This window comes from Ulvibacter sp. MAR_2010_11 (assembly GCF_002813135.1).
Taxonomy (GTDB): Bacteria; Bacteroidota; Bacteroidia; order Flavobacteriales; family Flavobacteriaceae; genus Altibacter.
On record NZ_PHTY01000001.1, the window covers coordinates 728,104 to 745,344 of the forward strand.

Annotated in this window: 16 protein-coding genes; 7 read left to right on the top strand and 9 right to left on the bottom strand. The window is 41.5% G+C overall.

Translation table 11 applies throughout. From position 1 onward, the window contains the following. Positions 1-2 precede the first annotated feature (2 nt). The 5 genes from ATE92_RS03465 (at position 3) to ATE92_RS03485 (ending at position 6,576) form a co-directional block, all read left to right on the top strand. Positions 3-368, top strand: coding sequence for a BlaI/MecI/CopY family transcriptional regulator (locus tag ATE92_RS03465; protein ID WP_100802371.1), 366 nt, complete (start codon positions 3-5; stop codon positions 366-368). Position 369: 1 nt separating this feature from the next. Further along, positions 370-1,785, top strand: coding sequence for a M56 family metallopeptidase (locus ATE92_RS14240; RefSeq protein ID WP_100802372.1), 1,416 nt, complete (start codon positions 370-372; stop codon positions 1,783-1,785). 111 nt (positions 1,786-1,896) lie between these two features. Continuing rightward, positions 1,897-2,997 (top strand): DUF4407 domain-containing protein, encoded by a 1,101-nt coding sequence (locus tag ATE92_RS03475; RefSeq protein ID WP_100802373.1) that lies wholly within the window; start codon positions 1,897-1,899, stop codon positions 2,995-2,997. A gap of 127 nt (positions 2,998-3,124) precedes the next feature. Continuing rightward, positions 3,125-6,145, top strand: coding sequence for an aminotransferase class III-fold pyridoxal phosphate-dependent enzyme (locus tag ATE92_RS03480; RefSeq protein ID WP_100802374.1), 3,021 nt, complete (start codon positions 3,125-3,127; stop codon positions 6,143-6,145). A gap of 2 nt (positions 6,146-6,147) precedes the next feature. Then, positions 6,148-6,576, top strand: a complete 429-nt coding sequence (locus tag ATE92_RS03485) for a DUF4440 domain-containing protein (RefSeq protein ID WP_100802375.1) — start codon at positions 6,148-6,150, stop codon at positions 6,574-6,576. Here the strand turns inward: ATE92_RS03485 and ATE92_RS03490 are convergent. The 4 genes from ATE92_RS03490 to ATE92_RS03505 all read right to left on the bottom strand — a co-directional run bounded on the left by ATE92_RS03490 (position 6,573) and on the right by ATE92_RS03505 (position 11,860). Further along, positions 6,573-7,817 carry an FAD-binding oxidoreductase gene (locus tag ATE92_RS03490; protein ID WP_100804344.1) on the bottom strand — a complete coding sequence of 415 codons (1,245 nt, stop codon included), beginning with the start codon at positions 7,815-7,817 and terminating at the stop codon, positions 6,573-6,575. The genes ATE92_RS03485 and ATE92_RS03490 overlap by 4 nt on opposite strands. A 223-nt stretch (positions 7,818-8,040) precedes the next feature. Then, entirely contained in the window at positions 8,041-9,051 is a 1,011-nt protein-coding gene (locus ATE92_RS03495) for a 4-hydroxyproline epimerase (protein WP_100802376.1), read from the bottom strand. A 3-nt stretch (positions 9,052-9,054) separates the two neighbouring features. Further along, positions 9,055-10,638: an aldehyde dehydrogenase (NADP(+)) gene (locus tag ATE92_RS03500; RefSeq protein ID WP_100802377.1), complete on the bottom strand. Its 1,584-nt coding sequence runs from the start codon at positions 10,636-10,638 to the stop codon at positions 9,055-9,057. Positions 10,639-10,945: 307 nt separating this feature from the next. Beyond that, the gene (locus ATE92_RS03505; RefSeq protein ID WP_100802378.1) at positions 10,946-11,860 is read right to left on the bottom strand and encodes a dihydrodipicolinate synthase family protein; all 915 of its coding nucleotides are present in this window, start codon (positions 11,858-11,860) and stop codon (positions 10,946-10,948) included. A gap of 126 nt (positions 11,861-11,986) precedes the next feature. On the opposite strand from ATE92_RS03505, the gene ATE92_RS03510 reads away from it, so the two are divergent. Together ATE92_RS03510 and ATE92_RS03520 are read left to right on the top strand one after the other, a co-directional pair. Further along, positions 11,987-12,835 (top strand): AraC family transcriptional regulator, encoded by an 849-nt coding sequence (locus tag ATE92_RS03510; protein ID WP_100802379.1) that lies wholly within the window; start codon positions 11,987-11,989, stop codon positions 12,833-12,835. Between the two features lie 228 nt (positions 12,836-13,063). After that, positions 13,064-13,336: a DUF4242 domain-containing protein gene (locus tag ATE92_RS03520; RefSeq protein ID WP_100802381.1), complete on the top strand. Its 273-nt coding sequence runs from the start codon at positions 13,064-13,066 to the stop codon at positions 13,334-13,336. A 107-nt stretch (positions 13,337-13,443) separates the two neighbouring features. Here ATE92_RS03520 and ATE92_RS03525 read toward each other — a convergent pair whose 3' ends face one another. From ATE92_RS03525 to hemW, 5 genes are read right to left on the bottom strand one after another with little or no spacing between them, the layout of a single operon-like run. Further along, the gene (locus tag ATE92_RS03525; RefSeq protein WP_100802382.1) at positions 13,444-13,803 is read right to left on the bottom strand and encodes an MmcQ/YjbR family DNA-binding protein; all 360 of its coding nucleotides are present in this window, start codon (positions 13,801-13,803) and stop codon (positions 13,444-13,446) included. Between the two features lie 2 nt (positions 13,804-13,805). Next, positions 13,806-14,750 carry a transglutaminase domain-containing protein gene (locus tag ATE92_RS03530; protein WP_100802383.1) on the bottom strand — a complete coding sequence of 315 codons (945 nt, stop codon included), beginning with the start codon at positions 14,748-14,750 and terminating at the stop codon, positions 13,806-13,808. After that, complete coding sequence (locus ATE92_RS03535) at positions 14,750-15,118, bottom strand: DUF4260 domain-containing protein (protein ID WP_100802384.1); 369 nt, start codon at positions 15,116-15,118, stop codon at positions 14,750-14,752. The genes ATE92_RS03530 and ATE92_RS03535 overlap by 1 nt, the downstream gene beginning before the upstream one ends. Next, the gene (locus ATE92_RS03540) at positions 15,119-15,865 is read right to left on the bottom strand and encodes a cyclase family protein (protein WP_100802385.1); all 747 of its coding nucleotides are present in this window, start codon (positions 15,863-15,865) and stop codon (positions 15,119-15,121) included. A 10-nt stretch (positions 15,866-15,875) separates the two neighbouring features. After that, positions 15,876-17,009: a radical SAM family heme chaperone HemW gene (gene hemW / locus ATE92_RS03545; RefSeq protein ID WP_100802386.1), complete on the bottom strand. Its 1,134-nt coding sequence runs from the start codon at positions 17,007-17,009 to the stop codon at positions 15,876-15,878. Between the last annotated feature and the right edge of the window lie 232 nt (positions 17,010-17,241).

A 17,241-nucleotide genomic window follows, 5' to 3' on the forward strand; every position in this document is an offset into this window, starting at 1 on the left:
CCATGAAATTATCCAAATCGGAAGAAGAATTAATGAACCATCTATGGAAGCTTCAAAAAGCCATGATGAAAGATCTTATTGACGCCTACCCCGATCCAAAACCGGCTACTACAACCATCGCGACACTTTTAAAGCGTATGCAGGATAAAAATTTTGTGGATTACACCCAGGAAGGTCGTTCCCGCGAATATTTTCCATTGGTAAAAAAGAAGGACTACTTTTCGAAGCACGTAAACGGCCTCATTAAAAACTTTTTTAACGACAGTGCCTCACAATTTGCATCCTTCTTTACCCAAGAGACCAACTTATCCAAAGAAGAACTGGAAAAACTGAAAGCAATCATCGATTCCGAAATTAAAAAGAAGTAATATGGAACTGTATATCTTAAAATCTGCTGCCTGTCTGGCCCTCTTCTTTTTCTTTTACAAAGGAGTCTTCGAAAATACTTCCATGCACTACTTTAAGCGCTTTTACCTACTTGGTGCCTTAGTCGCGTCTTTTGTCATTCCGTTTATAACTTTTACTACATACACTCCTGTTTCAGAACTATCCAATCCCGCGGTTTTGGTAACTGCTTCAGAAGGAACCGAAACTGAAGCATTCTCTTTACTCGTCTATCTCCCGACTATATTATGGTCTCTATACGGTCTCGGAGTGCTATTCTTCAGTATTCGTTTTATTCGAAATATCCGCAGCCTATTCCTTAAAATTAGTCGCAACCAAAAGCTGAAACTACAACATATCATTCATGTTTTATTGGGTGATTCGGTGACCCCGCATACCTTTTTCAATTATATTTTTCTAAACAAAGAACGCTTTGAAGCCCGTGAAATTCCGCAGGAAGTATTACTCCACGAACAAACCCACGCCTTACAAAAACACAGCATCGACATTTTAATTATTGAACTCATTCAAATTGCATTCTGGTTTAACCCAATTGTATATGCAATGAAACATTCCATAAAACTGAATCACGAGTTTCTGGCCGATACCGCTGTAATAAGTAAAGGTGTCGAACAAAGCACCTATCAAAATATTATTCTGGCTTTCTCATCAAATGTCCCTGAAAACAATCTGGCAAATGCCATTCATTATTCATTCATCAAAAAACGATTTACAGTTATGAAAACACACACATCAAAAAAAACGGCATGGCTGCGAAGCTTGCTGCTTCTGCCTCTATTGGCCTTTGTACTATTTAGTTTCAGCTCGAGAGAAACCATTTCCACAGCACCTCCTGCTTCAGAAAAAGTTTCAGCATCGCTTCAAAAAGAAGCCACCGCCAAAGAATTGGCAGAATATAATGCGCTGGCCAGAAAGTACAATGCACAACCCAAAGACAAAAGAATAATCCTGAAAAAAGATCTCCAACGTCTGGAAACCATTTACCGTAAAATGTCCGACGCTCAAAAAGCAAAAGCCGAGCCCTTTCCGGAATGTATTCCGCCACCTCCTCCACCGGCTCCCGATGCTCCTAAAGTGATAAAGGGTGAAAAGAGTACCGTTCCACCACCTCCACCACCGCCTCCTTTACCCGATAATGTTGCACCCGGAGGTGATAAAATGTTGCCTCCACCGCCACCTATTTCCGAAAATGCATTAGATCATATTGTTACTATGGCCAAGGAAAATGCCATATTTTACTATGAAAATGAAAAAATTTCATCCGATAAAGCCATTGCGTTAATCAAAGAAAACCCTGAATTGATCATTCAAACAAGAATGTACAAATCGAAGCCTCACGTGGTAAATATTTCCACAAAAGGCATTACTATTGACGATTAATCATTGTAAAATCTATGAAAAAGTGAAGCCTCGAAAATTCGGGGCTTTTTTTATGTAACATTCTAACACTATTTGCGTTATATAATCTCATCAATCAATAAATTCCTAACTATGCTACAACGCTTTTTTATCTTCTGCTCCGGCGCCGATACCGACATTCTAGAGGATTGCTCGGCAGGTGAACAGACCAAATACGCCGGAATTGGCGCGACCGTTTTTTTCACCGCAGTAATGGCAACCATCGCCTCTGCATACGCGCTATACACCGTTTTTGACCATTATTTTACCGCGATTGTCTTCGGATTTATTTGGGGGCTACTCATCTTTAATCTGGATCGCTTTATTGTTTCCACCATTAAAAAAAGAGACAATTTCTTCGACGAATTATTACAAGCCACGCCCCGAATCGCTTTGGCAATTATCATTGCCATTGTAATCGCAAAACCGCTGGAACTGAAGATCTTTGAAAAAGAAATCAATCAAGTATTGCTGGAAGAAAAAAACGATATGACTTTGGCGAACAAAGATCAGTTGGCATTACAGTACACCCCTTCCATTACCACCTTGAATACCGAAATTGAAACACTTAAAAAAGAGGTCGTAGACAAAGAAGCCGAAGTAAATGCGTTGTACGAAACCTATATCGCAGAAGCAGAAGGTCGCAAAGGCACCGAGTTAATTGGGAAGGGACCCGTTTACAAGGAAAAACGTGACAAACACGATGCCGAACTGGCCGCTTTGCAAGCATTGCGAACAACAAATGCCGAAAAAATTGCCGCTATTGAAGCACAAATCGGGACCCTTGCCACCGAATACCAAACAAAAGTGGCCTCTACCCAACCGGTAATTGATGGTTTCGACGGATTAATGGCGCGGGTAAATGCACTGGATAAATTACCATGGCTTCCGTCTCTATTTATCTTTTTACTGTTTTTAGCCATTGAAACATCTCCCATTATCGCAAAGTTACTCTCTCCCAAAGGCGCATACGACCTAAAACTGGACGAGCAGGAAAGTGCCGTAAAATCTTGGGTTACCCAACAAAAAGGACAACGGGATGTCCTGGTTACAACAGATCGTGACGTTAACAATCGCGTGTATGCCGACATAGCAGAAGAGCAGGAATTGTACGATTACAAACGCAAAAAAGCACGCGAACTCATGCAATTGCAAGCCGATGCCTTTTATAAAAAACAAAAAAGCGTTCTGTAATTTTTAAGTCGTGAAATATTTACAATCTACCCTCTCTTTTTCGGAGAGGGTTTTTTTATTTTCTAAGAAGTTTTGGCTTCGGGCTTCAAACTTTTTTGCCTAATATTGTTACGCTAAGGACACTTATATGACACCCACAATAAGCCTGAATGAAGCTTCGGAAATAGCGCAATCACTTTATACTATTTCGGGGGAAGTAACCGCACTTCCGGGCGAAATCGATTTCAATTTCAGAATAAAAACTGAAACTTCTGAAAGCTATATCCTGAAAATTTCTCGTCCTAATGAAAATGATAACTATTTAGAATTTCAGCAACAGGTTTTACAGCATCTTGAGCTGAAGAATTCACAGAACAACAGTCCAAGAATCATTCAAAACAAGGAAGGGAATCTAATTTCGGAGATAACCGACGCCGCCGGCAACATTCGTAAAGTACGCCTTCTCAGCTGGATTCCCGGTAGGGTTTGGAGCGAAGTGAATCCGCAATTGGACGAGCTGCGTTTTAGTCTCGGGAAGCAATGCGGTGCAACAACTAATACTTTACAAGGATTTGAGCATCCCGAAGCACATAGGACATTCGATTGGGACATTGCACATTCCTTGTGGACAAAAAACCACTTACACTTATTCCATTCCGAAGAAAAAGAAATCCTTTCCTACTTTCAAGATCGCTTTGAAACAACGCAAAATTCCTATGCAACCCTTCGAAAAAGCGTGGTTCAGAATGATGCGAACGACAACAATATTATTGTTAGCCCCGAGCTTATAAATCCGACTGTAGCCGCGATAATCGATTTTGGAGATGCAGTTCATACACAAATAATTAACGATTTGGCGGTAGCCTGTGCCTACGCCATCATGAAACACCCCGATCCGCTGAAAGCTGCCCTTCCCATTGTAAAAGGCTATCATTCCCAGTTTCCTTTACACGAAGAAGAGCTTTTACATTTATACAATGCCATCGCTATGCGTTTGGTGATTTCAGTGACGAAATCGGCCATCAATAAATCCAAAGAACCCGAAAACCGTTATTTGCAAATAAGTGAAAACGACGCCTGGGACTTGCTTAAAAAATGGAGGAATGTCAATGCCGAATTTGCCCATTACAGTTTCCGATTCGCCTGTGGTTTTAGTGCGCATCCTTCGGAAGCACTATTTAAAAAATGGGCAGTTGACAACACCTTTAGTTTTTCAGAATTATTTCCTTCAGAAAACAAGCAAGCCATTCAACTTTTAGATCTCAAAGTTTCAAGTCCCTGGATGGGGAGTCAGACAGAGTTTAACGATCTGGACTTATTTCAGTTTAAAATTGATGCATTACAAAAAGAACATTCCGACAAATTAATCGCAGGAGGTTATTGTGAGCCGCGACCGCTCTATACCGCAACTTCATACGATAAAGAAGGCAACAACGGCCCCGAAAGCAGAACCTTTCATCTGGGAGTAGATTTTTGGTTGCCCGCCGGAACGCCGGTTCACAGTTTGTTCGATGGAGAAGTTGTAACTGCTACCAACGACGCAGGGTTTAAGGAATACGGCGGACTTATAATCTTAAAGCACCACGAAGACGGAATTACTTTTTATACGCTTTACGGACATCTTTCGGTTGCGAGTGCCACAAAATATAAGCCGGGTGAACAAATAAAAAAAGGAGTCTGTATAGGTGAGTTGGGAATACCACAAGAAAACGGTAACTGGGCGCCGCATCTGCATTTTCAGATAATGCTGTCGATGTTGGATTACACCATCGACTTTCCGGGGGTGACCTACGGAAAACAGTTGCCCATTTGGAAAAGTATGTGTCCGGATCCTAATTTGCTGTTTAAAAACAAGGATTTGGTCACTCAATATGAAAAACCAAAAAAGGAACTAATTGATTTCCGAAAGGAGCATTTGGGAAAGGCTTTGAGCCTATCCTACGCTACTCCCTTACACATTGTACGTGGTGAAGGCGTGTATTTAATGGATACTGAAGGACGTAAATACCTGGACACCGTAAATAACGTAAATCATGTGGGGCATCAGCATCCCAAAGTCGTCGCTGCCGGGCAGCGGCAAATGTCGCTTCTCAATACAAATACGCGTTATCTGCACGAAGAAATTACCGCCTATACCGAAGCCCTGCTCAAAAAACTCCCTAAAGAATTGTCGGTGGTGCATATTGTAAATTCGGGGAGCGAGGCGAATGAATTGGCCATACGAATGGCCAAAGCTTGTACCGGACAAAAAGATATGCTCGCCATTGAAGTGGGTTACCACGGAAATACAAACGCCGTGATGGAAGTGAGCTCCTATAAATTCGATGGAAAAGGAGGAGGCGGAAAACCGGAAACCACACATATTCTCCCACTTCCCGATGCTTATCGTGGCAAATACACAGGTGAAACGGCGGGAAGTGATTATGCCAACTACGCTAAAAAATACATTGACAGTTTATATAAGGAAGGCAAGGGAATTGCCGGATTTATAGGCGAATCCATGGTAAGTTGCGGCGGACAAATTGTACCACCATCCAACTATTTTAAAGTAGTGTATCAATACGTTAAAGAGGCCGGCGGACTTTGTATTGCAGACGAGGTGCAGACCGGGTTTGGACGTATGGGGAAAACTTTTTGGGCGTTTGAACTCTACAATGTAATTCCGGATATTGTCACCATGGGAAAACCGGCCGGGAACGGACATCCTTTGGCCATCGTGGTTTGTACTAAGGCAGTTGCCGAAAAATTCGCCAATGGGATGGAGTTTTTCAACACCTTTGGTGGAAATCCGGTGTCGTCTGCCATAGGGCGTACCGTTTTGGAAATTATTGAAGATGAAAAATTGCAGGAAAATGCGCTGGAAGTTGGCGAGTTTCTAAAAAGTGAACTGAAAAATCTGCAAAAGGAGTTTCCAATTATTGGTGACGTTCGGGGCGAAGGGCTGTTTTTAGGTTTCGAATTAAACGACTCACAGAAAAAACCGCTTGCCGATCATGCTTCCTATTTGGCCAACCGAATGAAGGATTTAGGAATCTTGATGAGCACCGATGGTCCCGATTATAACGTCCTTAAAATAAAACCGCCTCTGGTTTTCAGTAAAGAAAACGCAAAAGAACTTATCTTTAGACTGAAAACCGTTTTCTTGGAAGATTTTATGCAACACTATTAATTATGAAAAAATTACTGATGATTACATGTTTCCTTATCGCTTTTGGAAGCAATGCCCAAACCGAAGCCGAAGATAAACAAGCCATCCTGGCTGTAATGAAATTGCAGGAAGAAGCATGGTCTGCAAACGATCTGGAAGGATTTATGCAAGGCTATTGGAAAAACGATTCTTTAAAATTCTTCGGCAGTAGTGGTTTAACCAAAGGCTGGCAACAAACCCTGGACAACTATAAAAAAGGTTATCCTACCAAGGAACATTCGGGGACTCTAAACTTTACAATAAGCGATATCTCACAAATTGATGAAGGCAGTTACTGGGTGATGGGTGAATATTTTCTTAAACGAAGTGTAGGTGATGCCAATGGCGTATTTTTAATTATTTTCAAAAAGATTGACGGTGAATGGAAGATCGTAGCCGATATGTCTTGCTAAAATTTTCGGTCGGGATGAAAGGCTGAAATATCCATGGATAGTTTTTGTTGTGACACAATTTCAGCAACCAATTTACCCGTTGCTGTTCCCATACTCCATCCCATCATGGCATGACCGGTTGCGATAGTTAGATTTTCACACTTTTTCGACTTCCCGATATATGGGAGTCCGTCGGGAGAAACAGGTCGTAATCCCGAAGCAGCATTGTTTTTTTCCTCTTCGGAAAGTTGAATGTCGGGATAGTATCTTGTAGCCGCTCTTGCAATTGCATCTACCCTCACCTTATTAATTTTTTCGTTGATTCCTGCAATTTCCATAGTGCCTGCGAAGCGTGTAAAACCATTCATTGGAGTAACGGCAACTTTGGCTTCAGCGAGAATTGCCGGAGTGGTTATTCCTGTTGGTGCTTCGGTATTGATACGATATCCTTTCCCTGCTTGCAGTAATAATTTTAAACCTAATTTCTTGCTCAGCAGATTACTCCAGGAACCTGCTGCCAATATAAATTCATCGGCGGTATGTAGCTGTTTGTTTGTTAGGACTGAAACTATTTTCCCGGCCTTAACATTGATATCCTCCACACTTTCATTTGCAAAAAACGAAACCCCTGAAGCGGTAAGCTCGGCTTTCATATCCCGCATAAATTCACTCGGGGTAGTATGCGAATCACATTTATAATAAGCCGCTCCTAACACGTTGAAATTTATGGAGGGTTCTATCTTTTTTAATTCGTCTAAACTAATTTCATGTGCCTCCAACCCTTCTTTCGCAGCCAGCTGTGCAGTCTTTACTTCTTCTTCGAGCATTTTATCTGTCTGACATAACATCAACAACCCTTTCTTCTCGTAATGAAATGTAAATCCGTTGCTGTTTTTTAAATCGTCGTACAAATCCTGGCTCATCAAGGAAATATCTTTGATGGCAGGAATCGCCTTGGTAACATGATTGGCATTACAGGATCTGTTAAAAGCCAATGACCATTCTAATAGATCCGATTTAAATCTGGGTTTTATATACAACGGACTCGCGGAATTGAGCATCCATCGCAGACCTTTTTTCATCACTCCGGGTGCAGACAGGGGAATGATATGGCTGGGTGACAAATAACCTGCATTTACATAGGAAGCCCCCGCATCCATATTGGATTTATCGATTATTGAGACCTGATGTCCCTGCTTATTTAAATAGTAAGCCGAACAAAGTCCGATAATTCCGCCGCCGATTATTATACAGTGTTTCATGGGATAGTCGTTGAGTTCTTGAGTTGTTGAGTCGTTGAGTTGTTGAGTTGTTGAGTTGTTGGTTTTGGGTTGTTGAGTTGGTTTTAAGTTTATATATAAAACAAATTCCTGTTCGCTTTTGTCTTTTTCTATTCTCTTTGTTCTATTTTCTCTTCTCTTCACCGCTCACTGCTCACTGCTCACTTTCACTATAAAACTAAATAAATCATTTTATAGTTCATTGTCAAATTACAGAAAACCCATGGGCATAAGGATCGTCTTCGTCGTCAATACTAATGGTGTTGTACCCATATATTTTCGCCCAACCTTCTACACTGGGAATAATTGCTGTTTTTCCAGCCAATGTTGAAACTTCTTCAATACGCCCGATAAAAGTACTTCCTATATAACTTTCATGTATAAATTCTTCTCCTTTTTGAAGCTCTCCTTTTGCGTACAATTGTGCCATTCTTGCTGACGTCCCGGTTCCACAGGGGCTTCGGTCTATAGCCTTCTCCCCGTAAAACACCGCATTTCTTCCTGAAGACAGCGGATTTAAAGGAGTACCTGTCCATAGCAAATGGCTCACGTCGCGAATGGTTTGATTTTCAGGATGCACAAAATGGCCGGGATATTTTTCATTGATTCGTTTTCTCAAAATCTGCGAATACTGAATGATTTTACCTGCTGAAAACGCCTGAATTCCTTCAAAATTTTTCTGAGGATCGACAATTGCATAATAATTTCCGCCATAGGCAACATCGAAAATCAACTCCCCTAATTCCGGGCAATCGATTGTCAACCCTTCTGCTGCCAGATAACTTTTTACATTGGTGAGTTTTACTGAAGCTACTTTGTTTCCCTTCATGGAGTAGGCAATTTCGACCAAGCCTGCCGGTGCTTCCATTCGAACACGTCCCGGAACTTTGGGTGTTATCAAACCTTCTTCGATGGCTATTGTTATAGTGCCAATGGTTCCATGACCGCACATAGGCAGACATCCCGAAGTTTCAATAAACAGAACTGCAACATCGTTTTGCGGATAGTGAGGCGGGAATAGCATACTACCGCTCATCATATCATGTCCTCTGGGTTCGAACATAAGCCCTTTGCGGATCCAATCGAATTCTTTTAGAAAATGCTGGCGTTTTTCACTCATGTTTGTCCCAATTAACATGGGAGCTCCTTCTTTTATCACCCTAACCGGATTGCCACAGGTATGTGCATCGATACAAACAAAGGTGTTGCGGGCCATAAGCTAGATCTTTGCTTTAGACTGTTTGTTGTTTACCAATCTTGAAATTCCCAGCGGATTTTCATTCTTAAGTGCTTCCGGCAGTAATTCGTTGGGCCAATCCTGATAACTGAACGGACGCACCCAGCGTTTGATGGAATTTACGCCCACAGCTGTAAATCGGCTGTCGGTAGATGAAGGATAGGGTCCACCGTGCACCATAGAAGGACATACCTCAACGCCTGTTGGGACTCCGTTGTAAATAATTCGGCCGACTCTATTTTGTAGGGTTGAAATTAATTTGGTAAAGTTTGCAGCTTCATTTCCTTCAGAAAGAACAGTTCCCGTAAGTTGACCTTCCAGTTTCGATACGATTGCAATTAATTCTTCCATGTTTTCACACTGAACTACCAAGGAATAAGGGCCAAACACCTCCTGATGCAGGGTGTTATTGTCGAGGAATATACTTCCGTCAACTGTTGCCACCATTTGTCTGGCGTGATTGATTGCTACTTCGGAATCGTACTTTGCAACCACTTCGAGTCCTCTTTGATTGGTAGCTCGTTGTTTATTGCTTTCAAAGGAGTTGTGAATGTATGGGTGTAACATACAGGTGGGTTCCAATTTGAGTATTTCGGTAGATAGGGTTTTTACAAAATTGTCTAAGGCCTTACTCTTTACTCCAAGTAGCAAACCGGGATTGGTACAAAATTGTCCTGTCCCTACCGTTATGGATCCGGCGTATATTTTCGCCCAATCCGTTCCTTTGTTTTCCAATGCTTTTGGAAGTAAAATCACCGGATTTACACTTCCCATTTCTGCAAAAACAGGGATGGGCTCTTCGCGTTGCGCTGCCAAATCGTATAGGGCTCGTCCGCCGCGAATACTTCCTGTAAAGCCAACTGCTTTTACTCCGGGATGTTGTACCAATCGTTTCCCAATGTCGATACCACTGCTGTTAATGTTAGAAAAAACTCCGTTAGGCATTCCTGTTTTTTCTGCAGCCTTTACAACGGCTGCAGCTACCAATTCTCCGGTTCCGGCATGCATGGGATGAGATTTAACGATTACGGGACAACCTGCTGCCAATGCTGCGGCAGTATCGCCACCTGCTGTGGAATAGGCCAGTGGAAAATTACTGGCACCAAAAACTACTACCGGTCCCAAGGGAATGAGCATTTTACGTATGTCGGATTTGGGAAGGGGTTTTCTGTTGGGAATGGCGGTGTCTATTGAAGCCTCTACCCAGGAACCCTCTGTAACAAGTTCGGCGAAGGCACGCAACTGACCCACAGTGCGACCGCGTTCTCCAATGGCACGACCTACTGGCAAGCCGGTTTCTGTGCAATATTGGGTAATAAGTGTGTCGTCCAGGGCCAGAATTTCATCGGCTATGGCGTTTAAAAAAGCAGCTTTTTTTAGTCCGGGCGTGGTGCGAAAACTTTTAAAAGCTTCGGAAGCCAGAGCTACCGCCTCGTCAATTTCTAGATTGGTTGCTTCGGTAAAAAGCTGTTCGTTCTCCAGATTCAACTTGGGATTGAAGGTTTGGTACGTTCGGTTTCCCTTTGCAGATTTGGTGTTTCCTATATAATTTTTTCCTGTTATCATGTATCTTTTCCTTATTTACGATTTGGGATTTGGGATTTGGGATTTGGGATTTGGGATTTTAGATTTTAGATTTTAGATTTTAGATTTTAGATTTTAGTAATACTAATTTATTACTATTTCATATTCACTAATTCGCTAATTCACTAATCTTCTAATGAACTATTCACTGCTCACCGCTCACTGCTCTCCCGTGTTAAGGATGGAGGCATTTGTTTGAGCTCTTTTTGGGATTTTGCGTTTGGCGAAATCTAAAAAAGCGAGTGCCGAGAGCCTGACCACGCCCGGGCGTGGGAACACCCAAAAGAGGCTACAAATTTTTATAATCGGGTAACTGAGGTCTTGTTTTTAATCCGTGTTCGATCACTTTTAGAACGAGTTTACGCTCTTCCCCCATCAAAGGCAATCTGGGTGCGCGTACATGTTCGGTCCCGATTCCGGTTGCCACTTCGGCAAGTTTTATATTTTGTACCAATTTAGGGTTAATATCTAACTCTAGCAAGGGAAGGAACCAACGATAGATTTCAAGGGCTTCTTTGATCCTGCCAACTCTTTGCAGTTCGTAAATCGCCACAGTTTCTGCCGGGAAGGCATCCACCAGTCCGGCGATCCAGCCATCGGCTCCCATGAGCAGACTTTCCAGCGCCAGCGTGTCTACTCCCGTCATGATCTTGAGTCGGTCGCCAAACCTATTTTTGATGCGGGTAACGTTCGAGATGTCGCGAGTGGATTCTTTCACCGCCTGAATGTTTTCGCAGTGCAGCAGTTCTTCGAACATTTCGAGGGTTACTTCAATTTTATAATCCACCGGATTGTTGTACACCATGATGGGCAACGATGTACTGTTGGCCACGGTTTTAAAATATTGGACCACTTCATGGTCTCCGGCCTTATAGCGCATTGGCGGTAACATCATCAAGCCGCTCGCTCCATCTTCCTTCGCCTTTGTGGCTGCTTCGACGGCACCTTTTGTGGTTTGTTCGGCGATATTGATGAGTACCGGCACCTTTCCATTTACGAATGCAACGGTTTCACGGGTAAGGATTCGTTTTTCCTCGTCGCTAAGCGTGCTGGCCTCTCCCAGGGTTCCGCCCAAAACAATTCCGTGGACGCCGGCTTCCAGTTGGGCTTTTAAATTTACTTTGAACATGTGTAAGTCCAGTTCGTCATTTTCGGTAAATTTTGTGGTGACTGCAGGCATAACGCCTTTCCATTCTATATGCATGGTTACTAATTTTTTGTAAATATATTTGAATCGCGATAGATTGGATAATGCATATTTATCACATACTGATACTATCTTATCCTATTTATAAATTTTAGTCTTATTTTTGAATAGTATAATGCTATTATGAAGATACTTCCTTTTACCATTCCGAAGCCCAAACGTGACACTTTGCTATTACAGGAGGACAAAGGACCTGTCTTTTATTCGCACTTACATCAACATGAAGAAATTCAAATTAGTGTGATCCTTTCGGGAGTGGGAACCTTATTGGTTGGTGATACCGTAACCTCCTACTCCGAAGGGGACGTGTTGATTTTTGGCAGTAATCTGCCGCATGTTTTTAGGAGTGACACTTCAAAAAACAGAGAGTCCCATATGCTTTCCATATTTTTTACGGAAGCATCTTTTGGGGATAATTTCTTTTTAATTGAAGAATTAAAATCGCTGCAACCCTTTTTTAAAAAGGCTGAAAACGGGTGTAAATTAACATCAAAAAAGCAACAGATAGCCGGGTATTTTGCACAGCTTTTCAAGGCCTCGAAGTTCGATAGGTTTTTACTTTTTTTACAGCTCTTGAAAATCCTTAGTACGGCACAACAGGAACGTTTGTCTTCTTTTGTTTCAGAAAAAAAGTACAAGGACACCGAAGGTAAACGTATGAGTGCCATTTTTGAATACACCATGACTCATTTTCGTAATCCTGTTAGCCTTAAAGATATTGCCGAACAGGCGGCTATGACCGAAAATGCCTTTTGCAGGTACTTTAAAAAGCGTACCCGAAAAACCTTTGTTACCTTTTTAAATGAATTGCGTATTGAGGAAGCCTGTAAACTGATACACACCGAAAAAGAACTTAGCATTGCCGAAATTTCGGAGCGGGCAGGGTTTCAGAATGTTTCAAATTTTAATAGAAAGTTTCTGGAATTGAAGCGGCAAACGCCTCGTGAGTATCTTAAACATTTAGTACAATAAATACTTCGAACGCGAAATCAATTCCGGTGTTACCACCTGGTTTCCATCTATTGAGTAATTTTATTTTCAGGTAAAAGATTGTCAGTTTACTAATTTTCAGAGTCTTAGTTGCTTTTCGAATTGCTAAATTTATTATTTTTAAATAACTTTTAGGTGGAGACCAGAAACCACATTTCAAACGGGGTGATACCGAAAAACCAAAGGAGTAGGCAATTAATTTTTAGTATTATGCCAAAATATGTCATCGAAAGAGAAATTCCCAATGCGGGTAAACTTACATCCGCCCAATTAAAGGGGATCTCACAAACTTCATGCGGAGTACTCAATAAGATGGGACCTCAAATTCAATGGGTTCAGAGTTATGTTACTACCGACAAGATTTATTGTGTGTACAATGCTCCTAACGAGGAGATGGTACGCGACCATGCTAAGCAAGGTGGATTTCCGGCAAACAAGGTAAGCCGAGTGTCGGAAATAATCGATCCCACTACTGCCGAATAAAAAGTTTTGCAGCGAATGCGCTGATGTCAAATGGCAGACCATTAACATAAATTCACGTGCGTCATGCAATGCACGTGCAATATTTTATTGTTTAGCGGAAACTTAATTTATAAATTCGCCAATTCTTCCTTTAGCTTTTTGGTAAGCCCCTGTACAATTAAATCGTACGAATGGTCTATGAGCTCAGTGATTAATTTTGGAGGGAGATTCGATTCGATAATCACCGTATTCCAATGCAATTTGCTCATATGCCAGCCCGGATTTATCAAACCATCGTAATTGGTTCTCAGCTCCACCGATCTTTCAGGATCACATTTTAAATTTACTTGGGAAGGGATGCGTTCGAGTCCGCATATAGCAAACATCTTTCCCATAACCTTAAAAACCAAAGTATGCACATCGAAGGGAAATGATTCGGTTACACCTTTTTTTGCGAGGCAGTAATTTCTGAAATCTTCGATATTCATGCTTACTTTATTTTATACCCAAGAACGGGTTCGTCATCGAAATAGATAAGGAGATTTTCCACGCCCAATTCCAGGGGAATACTAAATTTTGCTCTTCCCTGTGATTTTTCAAAGCTTTCCAGTTTAATTTTTTCCTTTCCGTAGGAATAGCTTACCGAAGACGGACTGGCGTTGTTTATTGTAAAAGCGACCGAATCGAAATAATCTTCAGCCCGAATAATTCCATTGAGCGGTACTTCCACGTCTTCAATTTTTAATCTTTCGGAAATAATAAGTGGCATGGTCGAAAATACTTCTCTAGTCACTATATTATCGATATAGGCGTCTTCGAGCATTTCTGGATAGTGGGTCTTAAAAAACAAGCCCGGTGCCGTTTTGTAATAAAAATAGGAAGGCTCCTTTATAAATTTCCCGTTGTATCTCCCTGCTCCCCATGTAAGATCGAAGAGATAGGGTTCCTCGTCAATATACACGACATTCCACATATGATTTTTGGCAAACGATCTACCAATATCGTTGAAATTGGTTTTGGTATCTCCGCGAACCAGATAGTTTTGTATGCCTTGTAACTCGCACAATTTTTCGAATAGCATGGCGTACCCTTCGCAAACGGCAATTCCTTTTTGAAGGGTACGTGAAATAACTTTTTCCCGTGTTTTCTCTTCCTTCTGATTCCGTTCTCTGTAATTTTTAAATTTGAAATCGAATTGTTTGTACTCATCGGGTTCGTAGGCGATATTCTGAATAATCCACGAATACATGGCACGTACTTTTTCTTCGTCGGTGGTAAAATCCCGACTTATAAACTTCGACAAGTCCTCGGCCTTTTCAAAGGTTTTGGGGTACAACAAAATAGTGGCATCAATACGTTCGTAGTCCTGAGAAAACCCGATTAACGGAGTGACTCCAATTAAAAAAAGAAGCAGATACGTAAATTGTTTTATCATTAGGAATCGCTTTTGGTTTTTTGTCCAATCCTGCCCAAATGTGTGTTTTTAAAACTGTCGGGATATTTTAATCCGTAGCCCAATGCTCTGTCCATAGCGGCATGTGAAAATAAAATTACCCCTGCTAAGGTATACATTTCACCCAAAAAAAGCATTCCTCCCACAAAAAAGACAATCGCTATAGCTTTGTTATGGAACAAGTTATAGGTAATGGCACCCGTTTTTGGATTGGCTAAATACCCCAACATTCCTATGTCGGGAAGTAACAAAAGTGCCGGAAAAACCCACCATGAAAAATCCAGTTGTGAGAATAAAAAAATTCCCAATCCGAATTGCGCCACTTCTTCTATTTTGAGGGTGATTTCCATTTATAAAAATTGAAATAGTACAGGTCTACTAGGAGCTGCATCATTTTTAAAGGGTGCTACCTGCAGGTTGAGCAAATAGGCTCCGTCCTTAACACTGTTGGGCACATAAATAAATTCGGTGATGGTGGCTTCGTGTCGGGGCGCTTTGGGGTAATTCCAGAATGCCTTGTGAGCTAATAACTTTCCATCGTCTTTCTCCTTATCAACCGAAGGCAAATCAATGAGCAGATGTTTCACCCCCAACTCCCGTAAATACAAGGCGGCTGCCTCTTCCAAATACGGCCAATTGGTGTGTGAGTACTTTCTGCTTTTCTTGGAGTGGGTATTGGGAAGGGTTCTAATGACAACAGCTTCGGGATTCTTCCCTTTTAATAGTGTTATCAGTTGTTTCTTCGGAATAATTAAATCTTCTCCCAAAGTTTGTGGTGCTACTGAAATTACTTCAGCCACAAAGAAAAACTCCTTTAGCGCTTCATTGACCGAATGAAATTCCTTTGAAATATGCCCAACGCATTCGGTATGGGTGCCGTGTGAATGCGGATTAAACCAAATATTATTAAAATTGACAGATGCGCCCTCACTTATTTTCCCCACCCAATCATCGATCTTTACAGGTTCGATTCTTGGAGCATCCAGGTACCAGGCCAGCGGATTTTCAGACGAGGCCTGCAATTGAATGGAAATATCCAGGGGTTTTGATAAGTCGATAGTTATTAATTGATCGTTAATGTGAATCGTGGCCTTCAAATAGGTTGTTTTAGGATTCTAAATTTACTAAGAATAAGTTTGCCGCAATCCCGTCGCTTAAAAACTTTCCTTTCGGCGTGACTTTCAGCGTATTGTTTTGCAGTGTTAACAGGCCTTCAGAAAGGTCTATCGCAGCCTGTTCTAAAAGATATTCTCTATACTTTTTTCCGAAGTCGGTTTCAATTTTCTCAAGCGAAACACCCCATTTGGTGCGTAGTCCCGTCATGATGAATTCGTTGTATTTATCGGTTACCGATAGCGTTTCCCTTTCTTGTGGCAACGTTCCTTCCTGAATGCTTTTTATGTATTTTGAATTGTTGTTTACATTCCAACTACGTGTATTTCCGTCGTAACTATGTGCCGAAGGACCGATCCCAATGTAGGGCTTCCCTTGCCAGTAGGCGGTATTGTTTTGCGAATGATAGCCGGGTTTGCTGAAGTTTGAAAATTCATAATTCTCGAAACCGGCCTTTGCCGTTTCTTTAAGTAGCAGCTCGTAATGTTGCTTTGCCAAGGCATCGTCTACCGGAGGAACTATTCCTTTTTCAATAAAATTAGCCAAGGCGGTTTTGGGCTCCACGGTCAAAGCGTAGCACGACAAGTGGGGCACCTTTAGCGAAAAAGAAATTTCCAGATTTTGTTGCCAGCGTTGCAACGTCATTCCCGGAACACCGTAAATTAGGTCGATGCTTATGTTGTCGAAATACCGGGTTGCATTTTTAATACTCTCCAGCGCTTCGGTAGCATTGTGTGCCCTATTCATAAAAGTGAGGTCTACCTCAAAAAACGATTGTACTCCGATGCTCAAGCGGTTTATGTAACTATTGGACAATTGCAGGATGGTTGCTTCCGTTAGATCGTCGGGATTGGCTTCGAGGGTGATTTCCGGCGATTCGGCAACTGTGTAGTTTGCATATACCGAATCCATTATTTGTTGTAATTCTTCGGAAGTGAGTAAAGAGGGAGTTCCTCCTCCAAAATAGATAGTTTGAATTGTAGTTTGCAGTTCATCTTTCCGAAGCATCAACTCTGTACAAATAGCGTCCACCAATTCTCCTTTTTTCTTCATCGAAGTAGAAAAGTGAAAATCGCAATAATGACAGGCTTGCTTGCAAAAGGGAATATGTATGTAGATGCCGGACATGTTGGGATTTACGATTTACGAATTTAGAATTAAGATTTTAGATTTGGGATTTGGGTTGTTGAGTTGTTGAGTTGTTGAGTTGTTGAGTTGGTTTTAAGCTTACATATAAAATTAATTCTTGTTCGCTTTTGTCTTTTTTCTATTCTCTTTGTTCTATTTTCTCTTCTCTTTTCAAATTCACCAATTCACCAATTCACTAATTCACTAATCTCCAATCCCAATACCCTCTTCG